This window comes from Bradyrhizobium sp. IC3123, from assembly GCF_020193625.1.
Lineage (GTDB): Bacteria > Pseudomonadota > Alphaproteobacteria > Rhizobiales > Xanthobacteraceae > Bradyrhizobium > Bradyrhizobium yuanmingense.
Window position 1 is genome coordinate 193328 of record NZ_JADYVF010000005.1, and the last position, 19501, is coordinate 212828.

The window sequence follows — 19501 nt, forward strand, 5'->3', positions numbered from 1 at the left end:
ATGCTGAAGACCATCATCGCCGCGGCGGCTCTGTCGCTTGCGGCCGGATCTGCGCTCGCGCAGACAAAGACCGAGATCGTGATGCAATATCCCTATCCGGAGCTGTTCACCGAGACGCACAAGCGCATCGCCGAGGAATTCACCAAGGTGCGCCCGGAGATCAAGGTCACGATGCGGGCGCCTTACGAATCCTACGAGGACGGCACCCAGAAGGTGCTGCGCGAGGCCGTGACCAATCAGACGCCTGACGTCTCGTTCCAGGGCTTGAACCGCATCCGCGTCCTGGTCGACAAGAACATCCCGGCCGAGCTCGACGGCTACATCGCCGCGGAGAAGGATTTCGACAAGCAGGGCTTCCACCAGGCGATGTTCGACATCGGCACCGCCAGCGGCAAGGTCTACGCCCTGCCCTTCGCGATCTCGCTGCCGATCGTCTACGTCAACCTCGACCTGGTCAAGCAGGCCGGCGGCGACGTGAACAATCTGCCGAAGAGCTGGGACGAGCTGATCGCGCTGGCCAAGAAGATCAAGGCGCTCGGCAACGACACCAACGGCGTCACCTATGCCTGGGACATCACCGGCAACTGGCTGTGGCAGGCGCCGGTGTTCGCGCGCGGCGGCACCATGCTCAATGCCGACGAGACCAAGGTCGCGTTCGACGGAGCGGAAGGCAAGTTCGCCATCAATACGATCGCGCGGCTCGTCAACGAGGCCGGCATGCCCAATCTCGACCAGCCGTCGATGCGCGCGGCGTTCGCGGCCGGCAAGACCGGCTTCCACGTCACCTCGACCTCGGACCTCAACAAGGTCACGCAGATGACCGGCGGCAAGTTCGCGCTGAAGACGATTCCGTTCCCGGACGTCGCCTCCACCAAGGGCAGGCTGCCGGCCGGCGGCAACGTCGTGCTGATCCTCGCCAAGGACAAGGCCAAGCGCGATGCCGCCTGGGAAGCGGTGAAATTCTGGACCGGCCCCAAGGGCGCCGCGATCATGGCGGAGACCACCGGTTACATGCCGCCGAACAAGGTCGCCAACGAGGTCTATCTGAAGGACTTCTACGTCAAGAACCCCAACAACTACACCGCGGTCAGCCAGCTCGCGCTGCTCACCAAATGGTACGCCTTCCCCGGCGACAACGGCCTGAAGATCACCGACGTGATCAAGGATCATCTCAATTCGATCATCTCGGGCGCCCGCGCAAAGGAGCCGGAGGCCGTCCTCGCCGACATGACGGCTGACGTGCAGAAGCTGCTGCCGAAGACCACAGGCGCGGCGCGCTGACCATCCTCACATCCCCCGGCACGGGACGTCCTCGGCGCCCCGTGCCGCCTCGATGACCGGAGCTGGCGATGAAACTGCTGCATCTGAGCGACATTCACCTGACGGCGCCCGGTGCGACCATCGGCGGCCGCGATCCGCGCGTCAATTTCGAGCGGGCGCTGGCGCATGCGCTGCACGATCATCACGACGCCGAATTGATGGTGATCACCGGCGACCTCTCGGATTGGGGCGATCTCGCCGATTATCAATGGCTCAAGCAGCGCCTCGACGCATATCCGCTGCCGGTGCGCCTGTGCATCGGCAACCATGATCGGCGCGCCGCCTTCCTGAGCGTGTTCCCCGACCTCGCCGACGACAACGGCTTCGTCCAGGGCATCCACGATACGGCTGCCGGCCGCTGCCTGTTCCTCGACACCGCCCATCCGGAAACGCACGCCGGCCGTTATTGCGACGATCGTCTCGGCTGGCTCGAGGCCCGGCTTACCGAGCATGACGGGCCGTTCCTGCTTTTCATGCACCATAACCCGATGCCTGTGCATCTCGTCCCGTTCGACCAGATCGGCCTGATCGACGAAGCTCCTTTCCGCCATCTCGTCAGCCGTCATCGTGCGAAGATCCGCCACGTCTTCTTCGGGCATTGCCACTTGCCTCTCGCAGGCTCGATTGCAGGCGTCCCCGTCTCGTCGCTGCGCGGCACCAACCATGCGAGCTTTCCGCTGTTCTCCGAGACGCAGCTGCTGAGCGCCTGCGACCTGCCGCAATCCTACGGCGTCGCATTTTTCGGGGAGGACTATGTGACCGTGCACATGGTGGAATACGGCTACGACGGTCCGATCCGCATCCAAGGTTCGCCCGACTACAAGGCCTGGGATCGCGAGACCATGGTGCGGTGACGGCGAGCGCCGACCCTTTCCAGGGGCGCGTATTCATAAGCCCGCGCTGCACTCCTTGGAGAGTCCGCTCCACCTCGATAGCAGCGCGCTGGCGTCCTCGCCCGGGTCGGAGATGGGCCAGAAGCTGACATCCGATGTGAGGCTACAAGGATCGGCGGAAATTTCGCGGCGTCGTGCCGACAATTCTGCGGAAAGTCTGGGCGAAAGCCGACGGCGTTGAATATCCGACTGCGAGCGCAACTTCACTGATCGATAGATTTGGATCATTCAGCAGGCGTTGTGCAAGCAACATGCGTTGCCGAGTTAGCCAGACATGCGGCGTCAATCCTGTCGAGAGACGGAACGCCGAGCAAAAATGATAGCGGCTGCGGCCGACCAGGGACGCTAGTTCGTCAAGGCCGATCGGCTTGTCGAGATGCGCCAGCATGTATTCGGTCACACGCCTGAGCTGCCAGCGCGCGAGCCCGCCGCGAGTATAAGCGAGGCTCTGCGGCATCTGCACTATGCTGTGCGAACGCAATAGCTGGATGCAGAGTAGGTCAACCGCGCGATCGACCAGCAACTTTGCCGAAGGATCGACAATGACGTCGGGGTCGCTGAGGATTGCAAGAAGCTGTGAGGTCACAGCGTCTTCGCTGCCGACGCGTGGCGCCAGCTCTACCTTGCCTCGCCCACCGATGAGTGTTCGGCAATGCTCCAGTCGTTCGTTGGTGAGATAGACATGGGACACGTGGAGCGGTCCTTCAACTTCCCAATCTCCATCATGCCGGTCGGGAATCACAGTGATAGAATTCGGCCGCAGCGGGGCAGAGAGCCGCCGTCGCTCAACCGTCCACGCACTGTGCTGAGGCTCTCCATAGTAGGTGCCGACAAGGTGTCCGGGCATGCCTGGGGCATAGCCATAACGCGTGCCGCGAACAAAACGATGAGTGAGTTGTGTGCCGCAGTTTAACTGGATGGGTGCCAAAGGCGGCGGGGCTTCCGATAGCAGCCGGACCATCGTCTGAAAAGGATTTCGATCAGGCATCGCTTTGGTTATGTCATATTTGGCCGCACCCGCGACAGGCGCTTCATCGACATACCATGTTTCACGACATGGCGGGAATGGAAGCTGCGGTCGAAATGTCGCAATGTCTGGCTGATTGCACAAATAGTGCGCATGATTGACTTCGCGGTATCGAGACAACTCCGATGGCAAGTGGCACGTGGGTTGGGCTTGATCTCATTGCGCCCGGTCTACCACTCACAGCTGGGCTGCCTTGGCCGCGATGGGCGAGAAGCAGAGTCCACAGGCGCGGGCGCCACTTCGTCGCAAGATTGCGATAGTCGCCGCAATATCGGAACGGTGCGTCCGTCGGGATCATGGCCTACTGGGCCGGATCATCCGAGGGGATCCCGACCACCATGACAAACCAAGAACCGTTCGCCGCCGGCGCTGCTGAGACCGAAAGCACGCGGGGCGGAGTATCGCGCCGTTCGCTCCTGCTGACTGTCGGCGGAGCGGCTTCCATGGCGGTGGTGCCCCAGGTTACCGCGCAACCCGCATCCGAAAGCAAGCCCGCTGCATCGACGGCACGGGTTCGTCTGAACGTGAACGGAACGAGACAGGAGCTCGACTTGGATACGCGGCAATCCCTGCTCGACCTTCTGCGCGAAGATCTCGGTCTCACCGGTACGAAGAAGGGCTGCAATCAGGGCGCCTGCGGCGCTTGCACCATCCTTCTCAACGGCAGGCGGGTCGTGTCGTGTCTGACGCTGGCTGCGATGCATGACGGGGCCATTGTCGAGACGATCGAGGGCCTCGAGAAGAATGGTGAGCTTCATCCGCTCCAGAGCGCATTCGTCGAGCACGACGGCTTGCAGTGCGGCTTCTGTACCCCCGGGCAGATCATGTCGGCCGTCGGCTGCATCGCCGAAGGCCATGCGGGCTCGCCGGAGGACATTCGGTTCTGGATGAGCGGCAATATCTGTCGCTGCGGGGCGTATCCCGGGATCGTCGCCGCCGTTGCCGACGCCGCCAAGAGGGTCTGACCATGCTCCCGTTCACGATCGAGAAGGTGACCTCCATCGAGGCCGCCGTCGCCGCCGCATCCTCCGGAGGCCGCCTCATCGCCGGCGGCACGACATTGGTCGATCTCATGCGCGACGAGGTGGAGCAGCCACAGCAGCTCGTCGACATCAACGCGCTTCCGCTGTCCGGTATTCGCGTCGACCGGTCCGACCTCGTCATCGGCGCGCTCGCGCGGATGGCCGACATCGCCGCCCATTCCGATGTTCAGCGTCTTTACCCGCTGATCTCCGAGAGCCTGATCGAGGGCGCCTCGCCGCAACTGCGCAACATGGCCTCGATCGGCGGCAACCTGCTCCAGCGCGTGCGCTGCCCCTACTTTCGGATGCTCGACGCATCCTGCAACAAGCGCAGCCCTGGCTCGGGTTGCGCCGCACGCGACGGCCTGAATGCCGGTCACGCCATTCTCGGCACCAGCGATCACTGCGTGGCGACGCACCCCTCGGACGTTGCGGTCGCGCTGGTCGCGCTCGATGCCACTATGCGGGTCAGGGGGCCGAAGGGCGAGCGCACTTTCCCGGTCGAGGAGCTGTTTCGCTTGCCCGGCGACACTCCCCATCTCGAACACACGCTGCTGCCGGGCGAGCTCATCGTTGAAGTGCGGGTCCCCGAGGGGCCTGATAGCCGCCGGGCGCGCTATCTCAAGGTGCGCGACCGCGCGTCCTACGAATTTGCGCTGGTCTCCGCGGCAGCGGCGCTCGACGTTGTGGACGGCGTGATCCGCGGCGCGCGGCTCGCGGTTGGCGGGGTCGGCACCCGACCTTGGCGCATGCGCGCGGTGGAAGCGGCGCTAATCGGCAAGGTACCGGGCCGGCAGGTGTTTGAGGCGGCCGCCCGATCGGCGTTGGAAGGGGCCCGCCCGCTGTCCGGCAATCATTACAAACTCGAACTCCTGCCGCGGACGATCGTCCGCGCCTTCGAAATGACGGGAGGAATTGCATGACCATCAGCGTCATCGGACAGCCGCTGCCCCGCGTGGATGGCCGTGCCAAGGTCACGGGCTCCGCGCGGTACGCGGCCGATTTTAATCAGCCCGGCCAGGCCTATGCCGTGATCGTCAGCGCCACAATAGGGCTTGGACGAGTGACCGGCGTGGACAGCGCGGCGGTCGAGAAGATGCCGGGCGTTCTCGCCGTCCTCTCGCATCTCAACGCGCCACGCCTGGCGTACCGCCCGCACAAGAGCTACATCGATCCGGCGACGGGCGAGCGGCTGCATGTGCTGCAGGACGACCATGTGCGCTTCCACGGACAGCCGGTGGCGCTCGTCGTTGCCGCAACCATTGCGCAGGCGGAGCGCGCCGCCGCGGCGCTGCGCCTCACCTACAAGGCCGAGCGGCCAATCATCGATTCCGCAGGTCCCGAAGCCCGTCCCATCGTGCCCGAGGCTGGCAAACAGCCGGACGCCCGGCTGCCCGCCGACAAGGCGCGCGGAAGTGCGGATAAGGCCCTGGCCGACGCGCCGGTGAAGGTCGATGAGACCTATGACATCGCGCGCGAGAACCACAATCCGATGGAGCCGCATGCGACGATCGCCAGCTGGAACGGCGACCGCCTGACGCTTTGGAGCAAGAGCCAGTTCGTCGTCAACGAGCAGGCCGAGATCGCGGCGATCTTCGGTCTGTCGCCCGAAAAAGTGACGGTCTTCTGCCCGTTCATCGGCGGGGCCTTCGGGACCTCGCTCAGAACCTGGCCCCATGTGACGCTCGCGGCCATGGCCGCCCGGCACGTGGGGCGCCCGGTGAAGCTCGTCCTAACGCGTAAGCAGATGTTCTTCACCACCGGACATCGGCCGCGCACGGTGCAGAGGATCGCTCTCGGCGCCACGGCGGACGGAACGCTCATCAGCGTGGTGCACGAAGGCACGGGCGAGACCAGTCGCTACGAAGAATTCATGGAAGCTCTGACCTCGGTCACGACGTTCCTCTACTCCTCGCCCAACGTGCGGACGCGCTACCGTCTGGTCCCGCTCGATACCGGAACGCCAAACCACATGCGTGGTCCCGGTGAGGCCAGCGGCGTTTTCGCGCTCGAATGCGCCATGGACGAGTTGGCTTATAAGCTCCGCCTGGATCCGATCGATCTGCGGCGCCGGAACGAGCCGGAGATCGACGAGGGAGAAAACAAGCCCTTCTCCAGCCGATCGCTGATGAAATGCTACGATCTCGGGGCCGAACGGTTCGGCTGGTCGCGCCGTACGCCCGAACCGCGCTCGATGCGCGACGGCCGCCTGCTGATCGGGATGGGAGTAGCCTCGGCAAGCTATCCCGCCTTTCACGCACCGGCCACTGCGCGGGCGCGGCTGCTTCGCGACGGGACAGCCGAGGTCGAGATCGCGGCCAGCGACATGGGTCCGGGCACCTATACGTCGATGACGCAGGTCGCCGCCGAGACTCTCGGGCTCCCTGTCGAAAAGGTGCGCTTCAGCCTTGGTCGCTCGGATTATCCGCCTGCCCCATCCCACGGCGGCTCTTGGACCATGGCCTCGGTGGGCTCCGCGATCCGCGCCGCCTGCATCGCCGTGCGGGAACAGGCCGCGAAGGGCCGGAACGATCGACCGATCGAAGCCACGGCATCGTCTCAGCGCGACCCCGAGGCCGCTGCCAGGTTCTCGATGCATTCATTCGGCGCCGTCTTCGTCGAGGTCGCCGTCGATCCCGACGTCGGCACGATCCGCGTCCGCCGCGCGGTCGGCGCCTATGGCATCGGCCGCGTCGTCAACCCGCGTCTCGCCCACAGCCAATGCACCGGCGGCATGGTCGGCGGCATCGGTATGGCGCTGATGGAGCGCACCGTTCTCGACGCGCGCGACGGCCGGCCGGTCAACGCTCACATGGCCGACTACCTGATGCCCGTCAACCTGGACATTCCCCAGATCGAAGCGCACTTCGTCGAGGAGGCTGATCCGCACGTCAATGAACTCGGGGTCAAGGGTCTCGGCGAAATCGCCCTGGTCGGTATCGCCCCCGCGATCGCAAACGCCGTCTTTCATGCGACCGGCAAGCGCGTCCGCACCCTGCCGATCCGGATCGAAGACGTGCTGACCGCTTAGCGCTGTAAAGAGGGCGGCATACGCCACTCCTGGGCATGTGGTTGTGCTGCATCGAAGAGGCTGACGTACCCACCCTACTCCACCAGCAGCACGTCGACGGCGACGCCGAGCTTCTGCTTGGGCGAGCCGACGATGATGCCGTCGACCGGCGAGACGTCGGAAAAATCGCGCCCCATTGCGAGCACGATGTGATCGTTGCCGATGAGGAGATCGTTGGTCGGATCGAGATCGACCCAGCCAAGCTCGGCCCCGCACCAGAGAGACACCCAGGCATGGGTGGCGTCGGCCCCTTGCAGCCGCGGCTGGCCCGGCGGCGGAATGGTGCGCAGATAGCCGCTGACATAGGCCGCCGGCAGGCCGAGCCCGCGCAGCCCGGCAATCATGACATGCGCAAAGTCCTGGCAGACGCCGTGACGCTTGTCGAAGACTTCGTCGAGCGGCGTCGAGATCACGGTCGCCTTCGGATCGTAGCGGAATTCGCCGCGGATGCGTCGCATCAGGTCGACGGCGCCGGTGAGGATGCCCACGCCGGGCGGAAAGCTCACCCCGGCATAGGCGCTGACCGGGCGCAGCACCGGCACCAGGGGGCTGGCAAAGACATAACCGACCGGCGAGGACGGCCCGAGGCTGGTGGCTTCGAACGCGATGTCGCGGACGCTCTCCCAGGGCGGGCTGACCGCATCGCGCGCCGGCGGTCGGCGCGAGATCGAAACCCGCGAGCGCGAGTCGATGCGCAGATTGCGATGCGCGGCTTCGATCGTCACGCTCTCGGTCAGCGTGCCGAAGAAGTCGCGCCGCACATTGCGCTCGGCCGGGCGCGGTTGGATCTCGACCTCGTGCGAGATCAGCTCCTGGCCGACGCCGATTCTGGGCTCCAGCCGCAGCGTGCAGCGGGCGAAGCTGACGGGATTCTCGTACTCGTAGGTGGTGACGTGACGGATGTCGTAGATCACGCCAGCCCCGTCAACTTTTCCGGCCGGCTGGCATTGGGACCGTGCGGGAAGTAGTGCTGCCCGATCGCCTCGCCGAGGCTGAGCAGATCCTGCTCCAGGGCGAACAGCGTCTTGACCTCGAGCTTCTCGGCCTCGGCGGTCGCGAGCATCGCCTGCATCGCCACGGCGAGACGCTGCGGTTTCTCGATCAGGCCATGCTCCTTCAGGCTCGGCAGCGCCGCAATGTGCTCGTTCAGCGTCGTCACCTGAAACGCCACCGAACGCGGATTGTAGCCGTCGAGCACCGCGAGGTCGCGCACCGGGGCCAGAATGGGCGCCAGCAGATAACGCGAGCGGTAGGTGATCTGGCAATCCACGAGCGTCAGCAGGATGTCGAGATCCTCGTCGCCGGCCTCGTCATAGGCGAACTGGCGGGTGAAGCGCGTGGTGTTGATGGCGCGCTCGATGCGGCGGCCGATGTCGAGGAAGCGCCAGCCCGCGGCGCGATTCATATTCTCCTGCGCGAGCCCTGCGAAGCTCGCCAGCTCCTGCAAGGTCAGCTCGGCGGCGCTCAGCACGCTGTCGTCGTCCTCCACCTCGATGGCGAGGCGCTCGGCCATCTCGGTGATCACCTGCCAGGCATCGGGCGACAGCCGCTCGCGCAAGGAGGTCGCCGTGCGCTGCGCCGCCCTCACCAGCGACAGGGCCGAGCCGAAACGCTCCGCGCCCTGCAGCGCTTCGGCGACGATACGCCCCGCGGCCGTGCGCGAGGATTGCGAGACCGCGCCCCAGGCGACAAGGAGGCGCTGGATGCGTTCGGCCGATTGCACCGAGGCCGCCGTGCCCTTGTTCGGCCCGCTCGGCGAGCCCAAAGCGCGCACCAGCCGCAGCGTCGCCTCGGCGCGCTCGAGATAGCGGCCGAGCCAGAACAGATTGTCGGCGGCGCGGCTCGGCAGCACGCCAGCGATGCGGCGGATGCGCACCTTGTCGGTCGCCGGCAGGAGCGTCGCGGTCGCGACCTGCTTGTCGGAGACGACCCAGACGTCGGCGGCGCGCGCGCCGTCGCCCATCGACACCGCGCGCGCGTCCGGCTGCTCGGCGATGCGGCAGAAGCCGCCGGGCATGATGGCCCAGCCGTCCGGCGTGGCGGCGGCGAACACGCGCAGCACGAAGGGGCGCGGCGTGAGCTGCCCGTGCTCCCACACCGGCATGGTCGAGAGCCGCACCACCTCCTGGCCGACATAGTCCATGCCGCGCGCGCTGATCGCATCGATCAGGCGCTGCCGTCCGCTGGCGTCGAGCTCGCTCGCGAGCACCGGACCATTGCTGTCGAAACCGGGAACGCCGCGCCGATAGGCGCCTTCGATCGCGACCTCGTCGAGCCGCGCCAGCACCTCGTCGCGCGCCACGCGCTGGCCGCACCACCAGGTCGCGATGTGCGGCATCTTCAGGTCTTCGCCGAGCAGGCGGCGGCTCAGGGCCGGCAGGAAGCCGAGCAGCGCCCGCGCCTCCAAAACGCCCGAGCCCGGCATGTTGGCGACGACGACGCCGTCCTTGCGCAGCACGTCGATCAGGCCGGGCACACCGAGCCGGGAGGAGGCATCGAGCTCGAGCGGGTCGAGCGAGTTGGAATCGACCCGGCGCAAGAGCACATCCAGCCGCTTCAGGCCGGCGACGGTGCGGATGTGGACGCGGTCGTCGCTGACCGCGAGATCGTCGCCCTCGACCAGCAGGAAGCCGAGATAGCGCGCCAGCGTCGCGTGCTCGAAATAGGTCTCGCTGAAGCTGCCGGGGGTGAGCACGCCGATCCTGGGCTCGTCGCGATCGGCGCGCGCGCGCAAGCTGTCGCGGAACGCCTCGAAGAACGGCGCGACGCGCGGCACGTTCATCGACTTGTAGAGATCGGAGAAGGCGCGCGACAGCACCAGGCGGTTCTCCAGCGCGTAGCCCGCACCCGATGGCGCCTGGGTGCGGTCGCCGAGCACCCACCAGCGGCCGTCGGGCCCGCGGCCGACATCGGCGGCATAGATCGAGAGATAACGTCCGCCGGGCGGCGGCACGCCGCAGACCGGACGGAGATATTCGGGACTGCCGGCGATCGCCGCGGCCGGGAGCGCGCCTTCGGCCACGAGGCGCCCCTCGCCATAAATGTCGCGCAGCACGCGCTCGAGCAGCTCGGCGCGCTGGGTGATGCCGGCGCAAAGCTGCTGCCAGTCGGCCTCGTCGATCAAAAGCGGCAGATGGCTGATCGACCAGGGCCGGTCGGCGCTATCGCCGGGCGCGCGGTAGGTGACGCCGGCCTCGCGGAGATGGCGATCGGCCATGCCGAAGCGGCGCTCGATCTCGTCGGGCGCCAGCGCGCCGAAGGCGTCGAAGAAGCGGCTCCAGACCGCGCGCGGCGCACCGTCGGGCCCCAGGAACTCGTCGGGGATGCCGGGCAGGCGGCTATAGTCGCGGACCCACTGCGCAATCCGCTGCTGGGCATTTGCCCTGCCCGCCTGGTCGTTGTCTTCGGCTGCGCCCTCGCCCATGGGCCTTTCCCTCCCCCACCATCATACTCATTGCAGGAGCGGGGTCCGCAAGTCGAGGGTCAGCGGAAATTCATTTGTGCGTTCCTCGGGCGGCGGCTGCATCGGACCCGGGGTGTGGCCGTGGTCCTGGAAGCGCGCCAGCCGCCGGGCCTCGGCCTCGTAGGTATTGACCGGCTTGGTGTCGTAGTTGCGCCCGCCAGGATGGGCGACGTGGTAGACGCAGCCGCCGAGCGAGCGGCCGTTCCAGGTATCGATCAGGTCAAAGGTCAGCGGCGCGTGCACGGGGATGGTCGGGTGCAGGCCGGAGGCCGGCTGCCAGGCCTTGAAGCGGACGGCAGCCACAGCCTCGCCGGAGCGGCCGGTCGGGGTCATCGGCAGGCGGCGGCCGTTGCAGGTGACGACATGGCGGCCCTCGACGAAGCCTTCGGCCTTGACCTGGAGCCGCTCGACCGAGCTATCGACATAGCGCACGGTGCCGCCGGCCGAGCCCTCCTCACCGAGCACGTGCCAGGGCTCCAGCGCCTGCCGCAGCTCCAGCGTCACGCCGCCATGGTGGATGCGGCCGAAAGCGGGAAAGCGGAATTCGAGCTGGGCCAGATACCATTCCGGCTCGAACGGATAGCCCGATTGCTTGAGCTCGCCGAGCACATCGAGAAAATCTTCCCAGATGAAATGCGGCAGCATGAAGCGGTCGTGCAGCGCGGTGCCCCAGCGCACGAACTTGCCGCTCAGCGGCTCACGCCAGAACTTTGCGATCAGCGCACGGATCAGGAGCTGCTGCGCCAGCGACATGCGTGGATCCGGCGGCATTTCGAGCGCGCGGAATTCGACGAGGCCGAGCCGGCCCGTGGGTCCTTCCGGCGAATAGAGCTTGTCGATGCAGATCTCGGCGCGGTGGGTGTTACCGGTGATGTCGACCAATAGATGCCGGAACAGCCGGTCCACCAGCCAGAGCGGCGTCTGGTAGCTGGGCGGCGGCACGTGCGAGAGCGCGATCTCGAGCTCGTAGATGCTGTCGTGGCGCGCCTCGTCGATGCGCGGCGCCTGGCTGGTCGGGCCGATAAAAAGACCGGAGAAGAAATAGGACAGCGCCGGATGGCGCTGCCAATACAGCACCAGGCTCTTCAGAAGATCGGGCCGGCGCAGGAACGGCGAGTCCTGCGGTGAGGAGCCGCCGACCACGACGTGATTGCCGCCCCCGGTGCCGGTGTGACGGCCGTCGACCAGGAAACGGTTGGCGCCGAGGCGGACCTTGGCCGCATCCTCGTAGAGGCCGGTGGTGATCTCGACCGCATCGCGCCAGCTCTTGGCCGGCTGGATGTTGATCTCGATGACACCGGGGTCGGGCGTCACCTTGATCATCTCGATCCGCGGATCGAACGGCGGCGGATAACCCTCGACATGGACCGGAAGCTGCATCTCCTCGGCGGTGTCCTCGAGCGCCGAGATCAGCTCGAGATAATCCTCGATGCGCTCGACCGGCGGCATGAAGGCGCAGATTACGCCGTCGCGGATCTCCACGGCCATCGCCGTGCGCACGGGTATAGCGGTGTTGAGATGCTCGGGGGCCGTACGCGGCGGCGATGGCGGACGCGCCATGCGGGTGAACACCGGCAGCCTGCCCCGCGGCTCCATCGGGTCCTGCTCGACGATGTAGGGATATTGGTTGGGCGGGACGTGACCGAGCGAGCCGATCGGCAGGCGCAGGCCGAGCGGTGAATCGCCCGGCGTCAGGAACAGATGATTGCGCCGCAGCGGCCAGCGTTCGCTGCGCCAGCGCGGCGGCGCATTCCAGCGCTGGATCGGCAGCACGAAGCCGCGCGGCGTATTCAGACCCTGATCGAACACCCGCGCCATCCGTGCGCGCGCTTCGGGATCGGACAGCTTTGAATCGGTGGGATCGACGTTGACCGGAAGCTCCGCTTCCTTCTGCAGCCAATAGGCGGGATCCTCATAGGCCGGCATGATGTAGCCGAGGTCGACGCCGAGCCGCGCCGCCGTGCCTTCCATGAAGGCCTCGGCATCCTTGACCTCCGGTCTCCTGGGCTTCTCGATTCTGGCGATGAGGTCGGCGTTCTTCCAGATCGGCACGCCGTCCTTGCGCCAATAGAGGCCGAAGGCCCAGCGCGGCAGGCTCTCGCCCGGATACCATTTGCCCTGGCCGTAATGCAGCAGCCCGCCCGGCGCGAAGCGCGTGCGCAGGCGGCGGATCAGATCGTCGCCGAGCGTGCGCTTGGTCGGACCGACGGCCTCCGTGTTCCACTCGCCGGCCTCGAGATCGTCGACCGAGACGAAGGTCGGCTCGCCGCCCATGGTGAGGCGCACGTCCGCGCTGGCGAGATCGCCATCGACCTGCTCGCCGAGATCGTCGAGGCGCGCCCAGGATTCGTCGGAGAACGGCTTTGTGATGCGCGGCGCCTCGCGGATGCGCCTCACGCTCATGTCGAAGGAAAACTCGACCTCGGCAAAGCCGGCCCCACCAGAGATCGGCGCCGCCGAACGGTAGTGCGGCGTGGCTGCGACCGGGATGTGCCCCTCGCCTGCGAGCATGCCCGAGGTCGCGTCGAATCCGATCCACCCCGCGCCGGGCAGATAGACCTCGGCCCAGGCGTGCAGATCGGTAAAATCGTTCTCGACTTCCGGCGGCCCCTCGATCGGATCGATGTCGGGACGGATCTGGACCAGATAGCCCGAGACGAAGCGGGCGGCGAGCCCGAGATGGCGCAAGGTCTGGATCAAGAGCCAGGCGGAGTCGCGGCATGAGCCTGCGCCGGAGACAAGCGTCTCCTCCGGCGTCTGCACGCCCGGCTCCATGCGGATGATGTAGCGGACCTTCTTCTGGATCTCGCGATTGAGGTCGACCAGGAAATTGACCGTGTTCGGGGCTTCGTGCGGGATCGAATCGAGGAACTTGGCGAACAGGCGATCGGGCTTGATGGTCTCGAGATACGGCGCGAGCTCCGTCTTCAGATCCTTGGGATAGTCGAACGGGAAGCTGTCGGCATAGGGCTCGACGAAGAAGTCGAACGGGTTGACCACCGTCATCTGCGCCGTGAAGTCGACCTCGAATTTCAGCTCGGTGGTCTTCTCCGGAAAGACGTAGCGCGCCAGCCAGTTGCCCTGCGGGTCCTGCTGCCAGTTCACGAAATGATTGGAAGGCGTGACCTTGAGCGAATAGCTCAGGATCGGCGTGCGCGTATGCGGCGCCGGTCGCAGCCGGATGGTCTGCGGGCCAAGGTCGATCGGGCGGTCGTATTTGTAATGCGTGACATGGTGTAGCGCGACGTAGATCGACACGGGTTGCGGTGCTCCAGCAGCTTTTTTGAGCAGAACACCTGAGGTGAACGCGATCAAGCACTAACAACGGGCACGGGGTGCCTAGGTAAGGTGCGGGGCGGGTGATGGTGATTGTTATTGGGCCGCGCCGGCGAGGCTCTTCCCTTCTCCCCTTGTGAAAAGGTGGCGCGAAGCGCCGGATGAGGGGTCTCTCTCAACCCGCAAAACCGCTCGTGAGGATAGAGACCCCTCACCCGGCTTCGCTTTCAGCGAAGCCACCCTCTCCCACAAGGGGAGAGGGTTTGAAAGCCCTACGCCGCCGAGGTCAGCCTTTGCAGGAATTGGGTCACTTCGCGGCGGAGCGTCTCGACTTCGCCGTGGACGCGTTCGGAGGCGTGGTTGACGCGTGCAGCGACGCGGCCGGTGTCGGCGGCGGCCTCGCTGATGCCCGTCACGTTGGAGGAGACCTGCGAGGTGCCGGCGGAGGCTTCGTGAACGTTGCGGGCGATCTCGCCTCGCCGCGCCCTGCTGCTCGATCGAGGCGGCAATCGAGGCAGTGATGCCGTTGATCTCGGCGATGGTCTGCGCGATCGCCTCGACGGCCGCGACCGAATTGGTGGTCGATTGCTGCATCTCGCCAACCTTGGCGCTGATCTCTTCGGTCGCCTTGGCGGTCTGGTTGGCGAGGCTCTTGACCTCGGAGGCCACCACCGCGAAGCCGCGGCCGGCGTCCCCTGCCCGCGCCGCCTCGATGGTGGCGTTGAGCGCGAGCAGGTTGGTCTGCGAGGCGATCTCGCTGATAAGCTTGACGACGTCGCCGATCTGCATCGCGGCGTCCGCAAGGCTCCGGATCTCGCTGCCGGCGCGATTGGCTTCGTTCACCGCCCGTCCCGTGCTCGCGGTCGAGCCGGCCACTTGGCGATTGATCTCGGCGATCGACGATGCGAGCTGCTCGGCGGCGCTGGCGACAGTGGCGACGTTGCGCGAGGCCTGGTCGGACGCGGAGAGCACGCCGGAGGTTTGCAGGCTGGTCTTCTCCGCCGCCGCCGCCATCTGGCCGGCATCGGATTCGAGATCGGTCGCGGCGCCCATCAGCGTGCCCGCAACCTGATCGAGATGCGTGCCGAACCGCCTGGCGAGGTCCGCGATCTCGACGACGCGGCGGCCGAGACTGTCGGTGCCGGCATTGATGACGGTCGCCGAGCGGCGGAACGAGCCGGGCAATCCGCGCGCCAGGATCTTGCGGAAATACTTGCCGCGGCTGGCATACTCCATCGACGCCGAAGCTTCGCGCTGGAACGCATCGGTAATGTCGAGCATGTCGTTGACCGATCTCTGGATGGCGCCGATCCGCCCGGCCTGCCGCTCACTGAGGATGCGCGCCTCGAGATCGCCGCCCGCCGCCTTGCGGCACACAGCGGCGACCTCGTCGACGGCAACCGCGGTGCGGTGCTGGCACCAGACGGCATAGCCGGAGAGCGCGATCGTCGCGCCGAGAGAAGCGGCACTCGCGATCCCGGTCATGCCGAGAAGCGAGAGAACGAACGCAAGGACGGCAAGACCACACGCGAGCGCGGTTGCTCCCTGCGCCTTAGAGAGAGAGCACAAATTCATCGTAACCGACACCCTGTTGCTTGAGCAGCCCGACCATCGCCTCGAAGCTCGCCTGCATGCCCTCCTTGGCGTTGGCATGCCGCGCCTCCTCAGTGCACAGCGTCTTGTAGATCGGCTTGATGCGCTCGATCTGCGCGGGATCCGGCTTGCGACGGTTGGAGTGATAGCCGACGATGTTGCCGCGCTCGTCGAATGTCGGCGTGACGTGGGCGAATACCCAATAGTGACTGCCGTCCTTCGCCAGGTTGACGACGTAGGCGAAGATCTCCTGCTTGGACTGCAGCGTGTCCCAGAGCAGCTTGAAGACGGCGCGCGGCATGTCGGGATGGCGGATCAGGCTGTGGGGCGCGCCCATCAGCTCCTTCCACGAGTACTTCGCCATGCGGATGAAGACGTCGTTGGCGTAGGTGATGCGGCCTTTGAGATCGGTCTTCGATACGATCAGCTCCTCCTCACCGAGGAGATTTTCCACCCCAGTGGGACGTATCGCTTGCATCGGCTCGATCCTCAAATCACGCCGGCCCCACCACGCTGTGAAGCCGCATCGCCTCCTGTCTACGGCAACAGTGTTAACCAGGTGTAAGCCGGGAACTTCTCACGGGAGGCGCCCACCTCCGTATCATTACTTAGCGAACGGCCGTTGCATTTCGGATCGCCACACGCGCTCCGATTCCGGTTGCGATCATCGGATACCGGCGGCGCTTGATGGGTTGCGCGGCGATGCTCGCGCGACTACATCGTCGCGCCGAGCACCCAGGGCGCGAACTCGGCGCCGCCGAAATCGAAGCTCTCGCTCTTGGTCGGCTGGCCCGAGGCGGTCTTGAGGATGAGATCGAAGATGCGCTGGCCGCATTGTTCGACGCTCTCCTCGCCTTCGAGGATGGTGCCGCAATTGACGTCCATGTCCTCTTCCATGCGCCTGTACATGGGCGTGTTGGTGGCGAGCTTGATCGACGGCGCCGGCTTGCAGCCGAACACACTGCCGCGGCCCGTGGTGAAGCAGACGAGGTTGGCACCTCCTGCGACCTGCCCGGTCGCGGCCACGGGGTCGTAGCCGGGCGTGTCCATGAACACGAACCCCTTCTTGGTGACGGGCTCGGCGTAGCGCAGCACCTCGACGAGGTTGGTGGTGCCGGCCTTGGCCATCGCGCCGAGCGACTTCTCCAGGATGGTGGTGAGGCCGCCGGCCTTGTTGCCGGGGCTCGGATTGGCGTTCATCTCGGCGCCTTCACGTGCGGTGTACTCGTCCCACCAGCGCATCAGGTCGACCAGCTTCTCGCCGACCTCGCGGCTGACGGCGCGGCGCGTTAGCAGGTGCTCGGCGCCGTAGGTCTCCGGCGTCTCCGACAGGATCACGGTGCCGCCATGACGGACGATGAGATCGCTGGCAGCGCCGAGCGCCGGATTGGCTGACACGCCGGAATAGCCGTCGGAGCCGCCGCATTGCAGCGCCACGGTGAGCTCGCTTGCCGGCACCGTCTCACGCTTGACCTTGTCGGCATCGGCGAGCGCCTCGCGCACGAAGGCGATGCCCGCCTCCACCGTCTTGCGGGTGCCGCCGACCTCCTGGATATCCATCGCGCGCAGGCGTCCCGCGAGCTTCTGCTCTTCCATCAGGCCGCCGATCTGGTTCACTTCGCAGCCGAGGCCGAGCACGATGACGTGCGAGAAATTGACGTGCCGTGCATAGCCGCCAAGCGTGCGGCGAAGCAGCGCCAGCGGCTCGTTCTGCGTCATGCCGCAGCCGGTCTTGTGGGTCAGTGCGACCACGCCGTCGACATTGGGGAAGTCGGCCAGCGGATTGTCGCCGGTGAAGGGGTTCTTCTTGAAGACGTCGGCGACGAGGCTGGCGACATGGGCGCTGCAATTCACCGAGGTGAGGATGCCGATATAGTTGCGCGTGGCAACGCGGCCGTCCGGGCGGCGGATGCCTTCGAAGGTCGCCGGCAGGTCGAAATTCGGCGTTGGCTTGACGTCGGCGCAATAGGCGTAGTCCTTGGCGAAATCGCCCATGCCGCAGTTCTGCGTGTGCACGTGCTGGCCCGGCGCGATCGCCTGGGTGGCAAAGCCGATGATCTGGCCGTAGCGCTTGACCGGCTCGCCCACCGCGATCGGCTTGATCGCGACCTTGTGGCCGGAGGGGATGCGATCGACCGTGGTCACGCCCTCTGCCACCAATGTCCCCGGCGGCAGGCTGGCGCGCGCGATCACCACGCCATCATCGGGATGCAGGCGGATGACGGGACTGATGGTCATGGGAGTCTCCTTCGGAGGCGAATAGCGAATGGCGAGTGGCGAATGGAAAAGGGAGTAGCCCTATTCGCTACTCCCCATTCGCCGTTCGCGAGTTTATCAGGCCTTGCCGCCCGAATCCTTGCGGGTGGCGTTCACCTGCATCTTGGCGTAGGTCGTCATCAGGCCGACTTCATTGGACAGCGTCACCAGCTTGAAGCCCATGTTGATCGCGCGCGCCGCGCCTTCGGCGCCGCTGCAATGGATGCCCGGGTTGAGGCCGCGCTTGCCGCACTCCTTGATGATCTTCTCGTAGATCGCGAGAATCTCGGGCTCGCTGCGGTCGAGCTTGGGCTCGAGGCCATAGGAAAAGCCGAGATCGGACGGGCCGATATAGACGCCGTCGATGCCTTCGACGTCGAGGATCGCTTCCATGTTCTCGACGGCGGTCCGCGTCTCCATCATCGGCAGCAGCACGATCTCGTCGTTGGCCGTCTTCTGATAGGAGCCGGCGGTGCCGTACATGCCGGCGCGGATCGGGCCGTTGGAGCGCACGCCCTTGGGCGGATATTTCGAATAGGAGACCAGGTTCCGGGCTTCCTGCGGCGTGTTGACCATCGGGCAGATCACGCCATAGGCGCCGCCATCGAGCACCTTGCCGATGATGCCGGGCTCATTCCAGGGCACGCGGACCATCGGGGTGACCGGATGCTTGTCCATGGCCTGGAAGCACTGCACCATCGAGAGATAGTCCTGCACGCCATGCTGCATGTCGACCGTGACGCTGTCGAAGCCGCATTGCGCAACCATCTCGGCCGAGAAGCCGGAGGGAATGGCAAGCCACGCGTTGACGACCGCCTTGCCCGACTTCCAGATCTCTTTGACTTTATTGGCCACGTTGCCTTTCCTTCCCTGTTGCTCTCACTTCGCCGCGGATCGGGTTGGGCCGCACTTTGAGCGAAAAAAAGCGTCAATGTCCATGGCTCTCGCCGCGCACGCACGCATATCAGGGTTCATCCCTCCGCGAGGGTATCATCGGTGCTGCCGAGCCCCGCAAGGCTCCGTTCGAGTTCGCCGAGCATCTCCTGCAATTCGGCGAGCTTGCGGGCGCCGAAGCGCCGCGTGATTTCGGCATAGATCGCTTCCGACGTCGGCGCGACCGACGCCATCAGCTTGAGCCCCTCCTTCGAGATCGAGACCATGCTGCGGCGCTGGTCGGCTTTCGCCGTCTTGCGCTCGATCAGGTTGCGCGCCTCGAGGTCTCGCAGGATGCGCGACAGGCTCGGCCCGAGCAGGAACGCGGTGCGCGCGAGTTCCGTGACCTCGACCACCTCAATCGCCGCCAGTGCGCGCAGGATGCGCCATTGCTGCTCGGTCAGGCCGTGCTCGCGCAGCGAGGGACGAAACTGCCGCATCACAGCTTCCCGGGCCCGCAGCAGCGACATCGGCAGCGAACGCGAGAAATCGCGCATCGGCACCTGGCGCGTAGCAGGCGGGTGACCGTTGACGGGATCGGCGGATTTCTTCGTCATGACGCCCTTTCAAGCCGCAAAACGTTTGCAGTGCAGCAAGCCGAATTTGTGTTTGACGCATTCACTTAACATGTTAAGTATCTCGCGGCAC

At 65.9% G+C, this 19501-nt stretch carries 13 protein-coding genes and 1 pseudogene; 5 read left to right on the forward strand and 9 right to left on the reverse strand.

Translation table 11 applies throughout. The features are described from left to right. Complete coding sequence (locus I6F20_RS18495) at positions 1-1281, forward strand: ABC transporter substrate-binding protein (protein ID WP_225127287.1); 1281 nt, start codon at positions 1-3, stop codon at positions 1279-1281. Between the two features lie 68 nt (positions 1282-1349). Then, positions 1350-2174, forward strand: a complete 825-nt coding sequence (locus I6F20_RS18500) for a phosphodiesterase (RefSeq protein WP_225127289.1) — start codon at positions 1350-1352, stop codon at positions 2172-2174. 142 nt (positions 2175-2316) lie between these two features. Here the strand turns inward: I6F20_RS18500 and I6F20_RS38165 are convergent, their stop codons facing one another. Continuing rightward, positions 2317-2904: a helix-turn-helix domain-containing protein gene (locus tag I6F20_RS38165; protein WP_158284419.1), complete on the reverse strand. Its 588-nt coding sequence runs from the start codon at positions 2902-2904 to the stop codon at positions 2317-2319. Between the two features lie 674 nt (positions 2905-3578). Here I6F20_RS38165 and I6F20_RS18510 point away from each other — a divergent pair. The 3 genes from I6F20_RS18510 to I6F20_RS18520 are packed head-to-tail and all read left to right on the forward strand — an operon-like array spanning position 3579 to position 7293. Then, positions 3579-4205 carry a (2Fe-2S)-binding protein gene (locus I6F20_RS18510; protein WP_036006185.1) on the forward strand — a complete coding sequence of 209 codons (627 nt, stop codon included), beginning with the start codon at positions 3579-3581 and terminating at the stop codon, positions 4203-4205. A gap of 2 nt (positions 4206-4207) precedes the next feature. After that, positions 4208-5185, forward strand: coding sequence for an FAD binding domain-containing protein (locus I6F20_RS18515; RefSeq protein WP_225127291.1), 978 nt, complete (start codon positions 4208-4210; stop codon positions 5183-5185). Continuing rightward, positions 5182-7293: a xanthine dehydrogenase family protein molybdopterin-binding subunit gene (locus I6F20_RS18520; protein WP_225127293.1), complete on the forward strand. Its 2112-nt coding sequence runs from the start codon at positions 5182-5184 to the stop codon at positions 7291-7293. Before I6F20_RS18515 ends, I6F20_RS18520 begins: the two co-directional genes overlap by 4 nt. A gap of 74 nt (positions 7294-7367) precedes the next feature. Here I6F20_RS18520 and I6F20_RS18525 read toward each other — a convergent pair whose 3' ends face one another. The 8 genes and pseudogenes from I6F20_RS18525 to hpaR form a co-directional block, all read right to left on the reverse strand. Continuing rightward, positions 7368-8246, reverse strand: a complete 879-nt coding sequence (locus I6F20_RS18525) for a transglutaminase family protein (RefSeq protein WP_225127295.1) — start codon at positions 8244-8246, stop codon at positions 7368-7370. Further along, complete coding sequence (locus I6F20_RS18530) at positions 8243-10756, reverse strand: circularly permuted type 2 ATP-grasp protein (protein WP_109144443.1); 2514 nt, start codon at positions 10754-10756, stop codon at positions 8243-8245. Before I6F20_RS18530 ends, I6F20_RS18525 begins: the two co-directional genes overlap by 4 nt. 27 nt (positions 10757-10783) lie before the next feature. Continuing rightward, on the reverse strand, positions 10784-14053 hold the full coding sequence (locus tag I6F20_RS18535; protein WP_225127297.1) for a transglutaminase family protein: 3270 nt from the start codon (positions 14051-14053) through the stop codon (positions 10784-10786). 290 nt (positions 14054-14343) lie between these two features. Next, positions 14344-15646, reverse strand: a pseudogene (locus tag I6F20_RS18540) (methyl-accepting chemotaxis protein). Continuing rightward, positions 15624-16142, reverse strand: coding sequence for a PAS domain-containing protein (locus I6F20_RS18545; RefSeq protein WP_036006163.1), 519 nt, complete (start codon positions 16140-16142; stop codon positions 15624-15626). The pseudogene I6F20_RS18540 and the gene I6F20_RS18545 overlap by 23 nt, the downstream one beginning before the upstream one ends. Before the next feature lie 236 nt (positions 16143-16378). Beyond that, positions 16379-17902, reverse strand: coding sequence for a D-arabinonate dehydratase (locus I6F20_RS18550; RefSeq protein WP_225127299.1), 1524 nt, complete (start codon positions 17900-17902; stop codon positions 16379-16381). A 96-nt stretch (positions 17903-17998) separates the two neighbouring features. Further along, positions 17999-18775: an HpcH/HpaI aldolase family protein gene (locus I6F20_RS18555; protein WP_124160740.1), complete on the reverse strand. Its 777-nt coding sequence runs from the start codon at positions 18773-18775 to the stop codon at positions 17999-18001. Between the two features lie 116 nt (positions 18776-18891). Beyond that, the gene (gene hpaR, locus I6F20_RS18560; protein ID WP_225127300.1) at positions 18892-19410 is read right to left on the reverse strand and encodes a homoprotocatechuate degradation operon regulator HpaR; all 519 of its coding nucleotides are present in this window, start codon (positions 19408-19410) and stop codon (positions 18892-18894) included. Between the last annotated feature and the right edge of the window lie 91 nt (positions 19411-19501).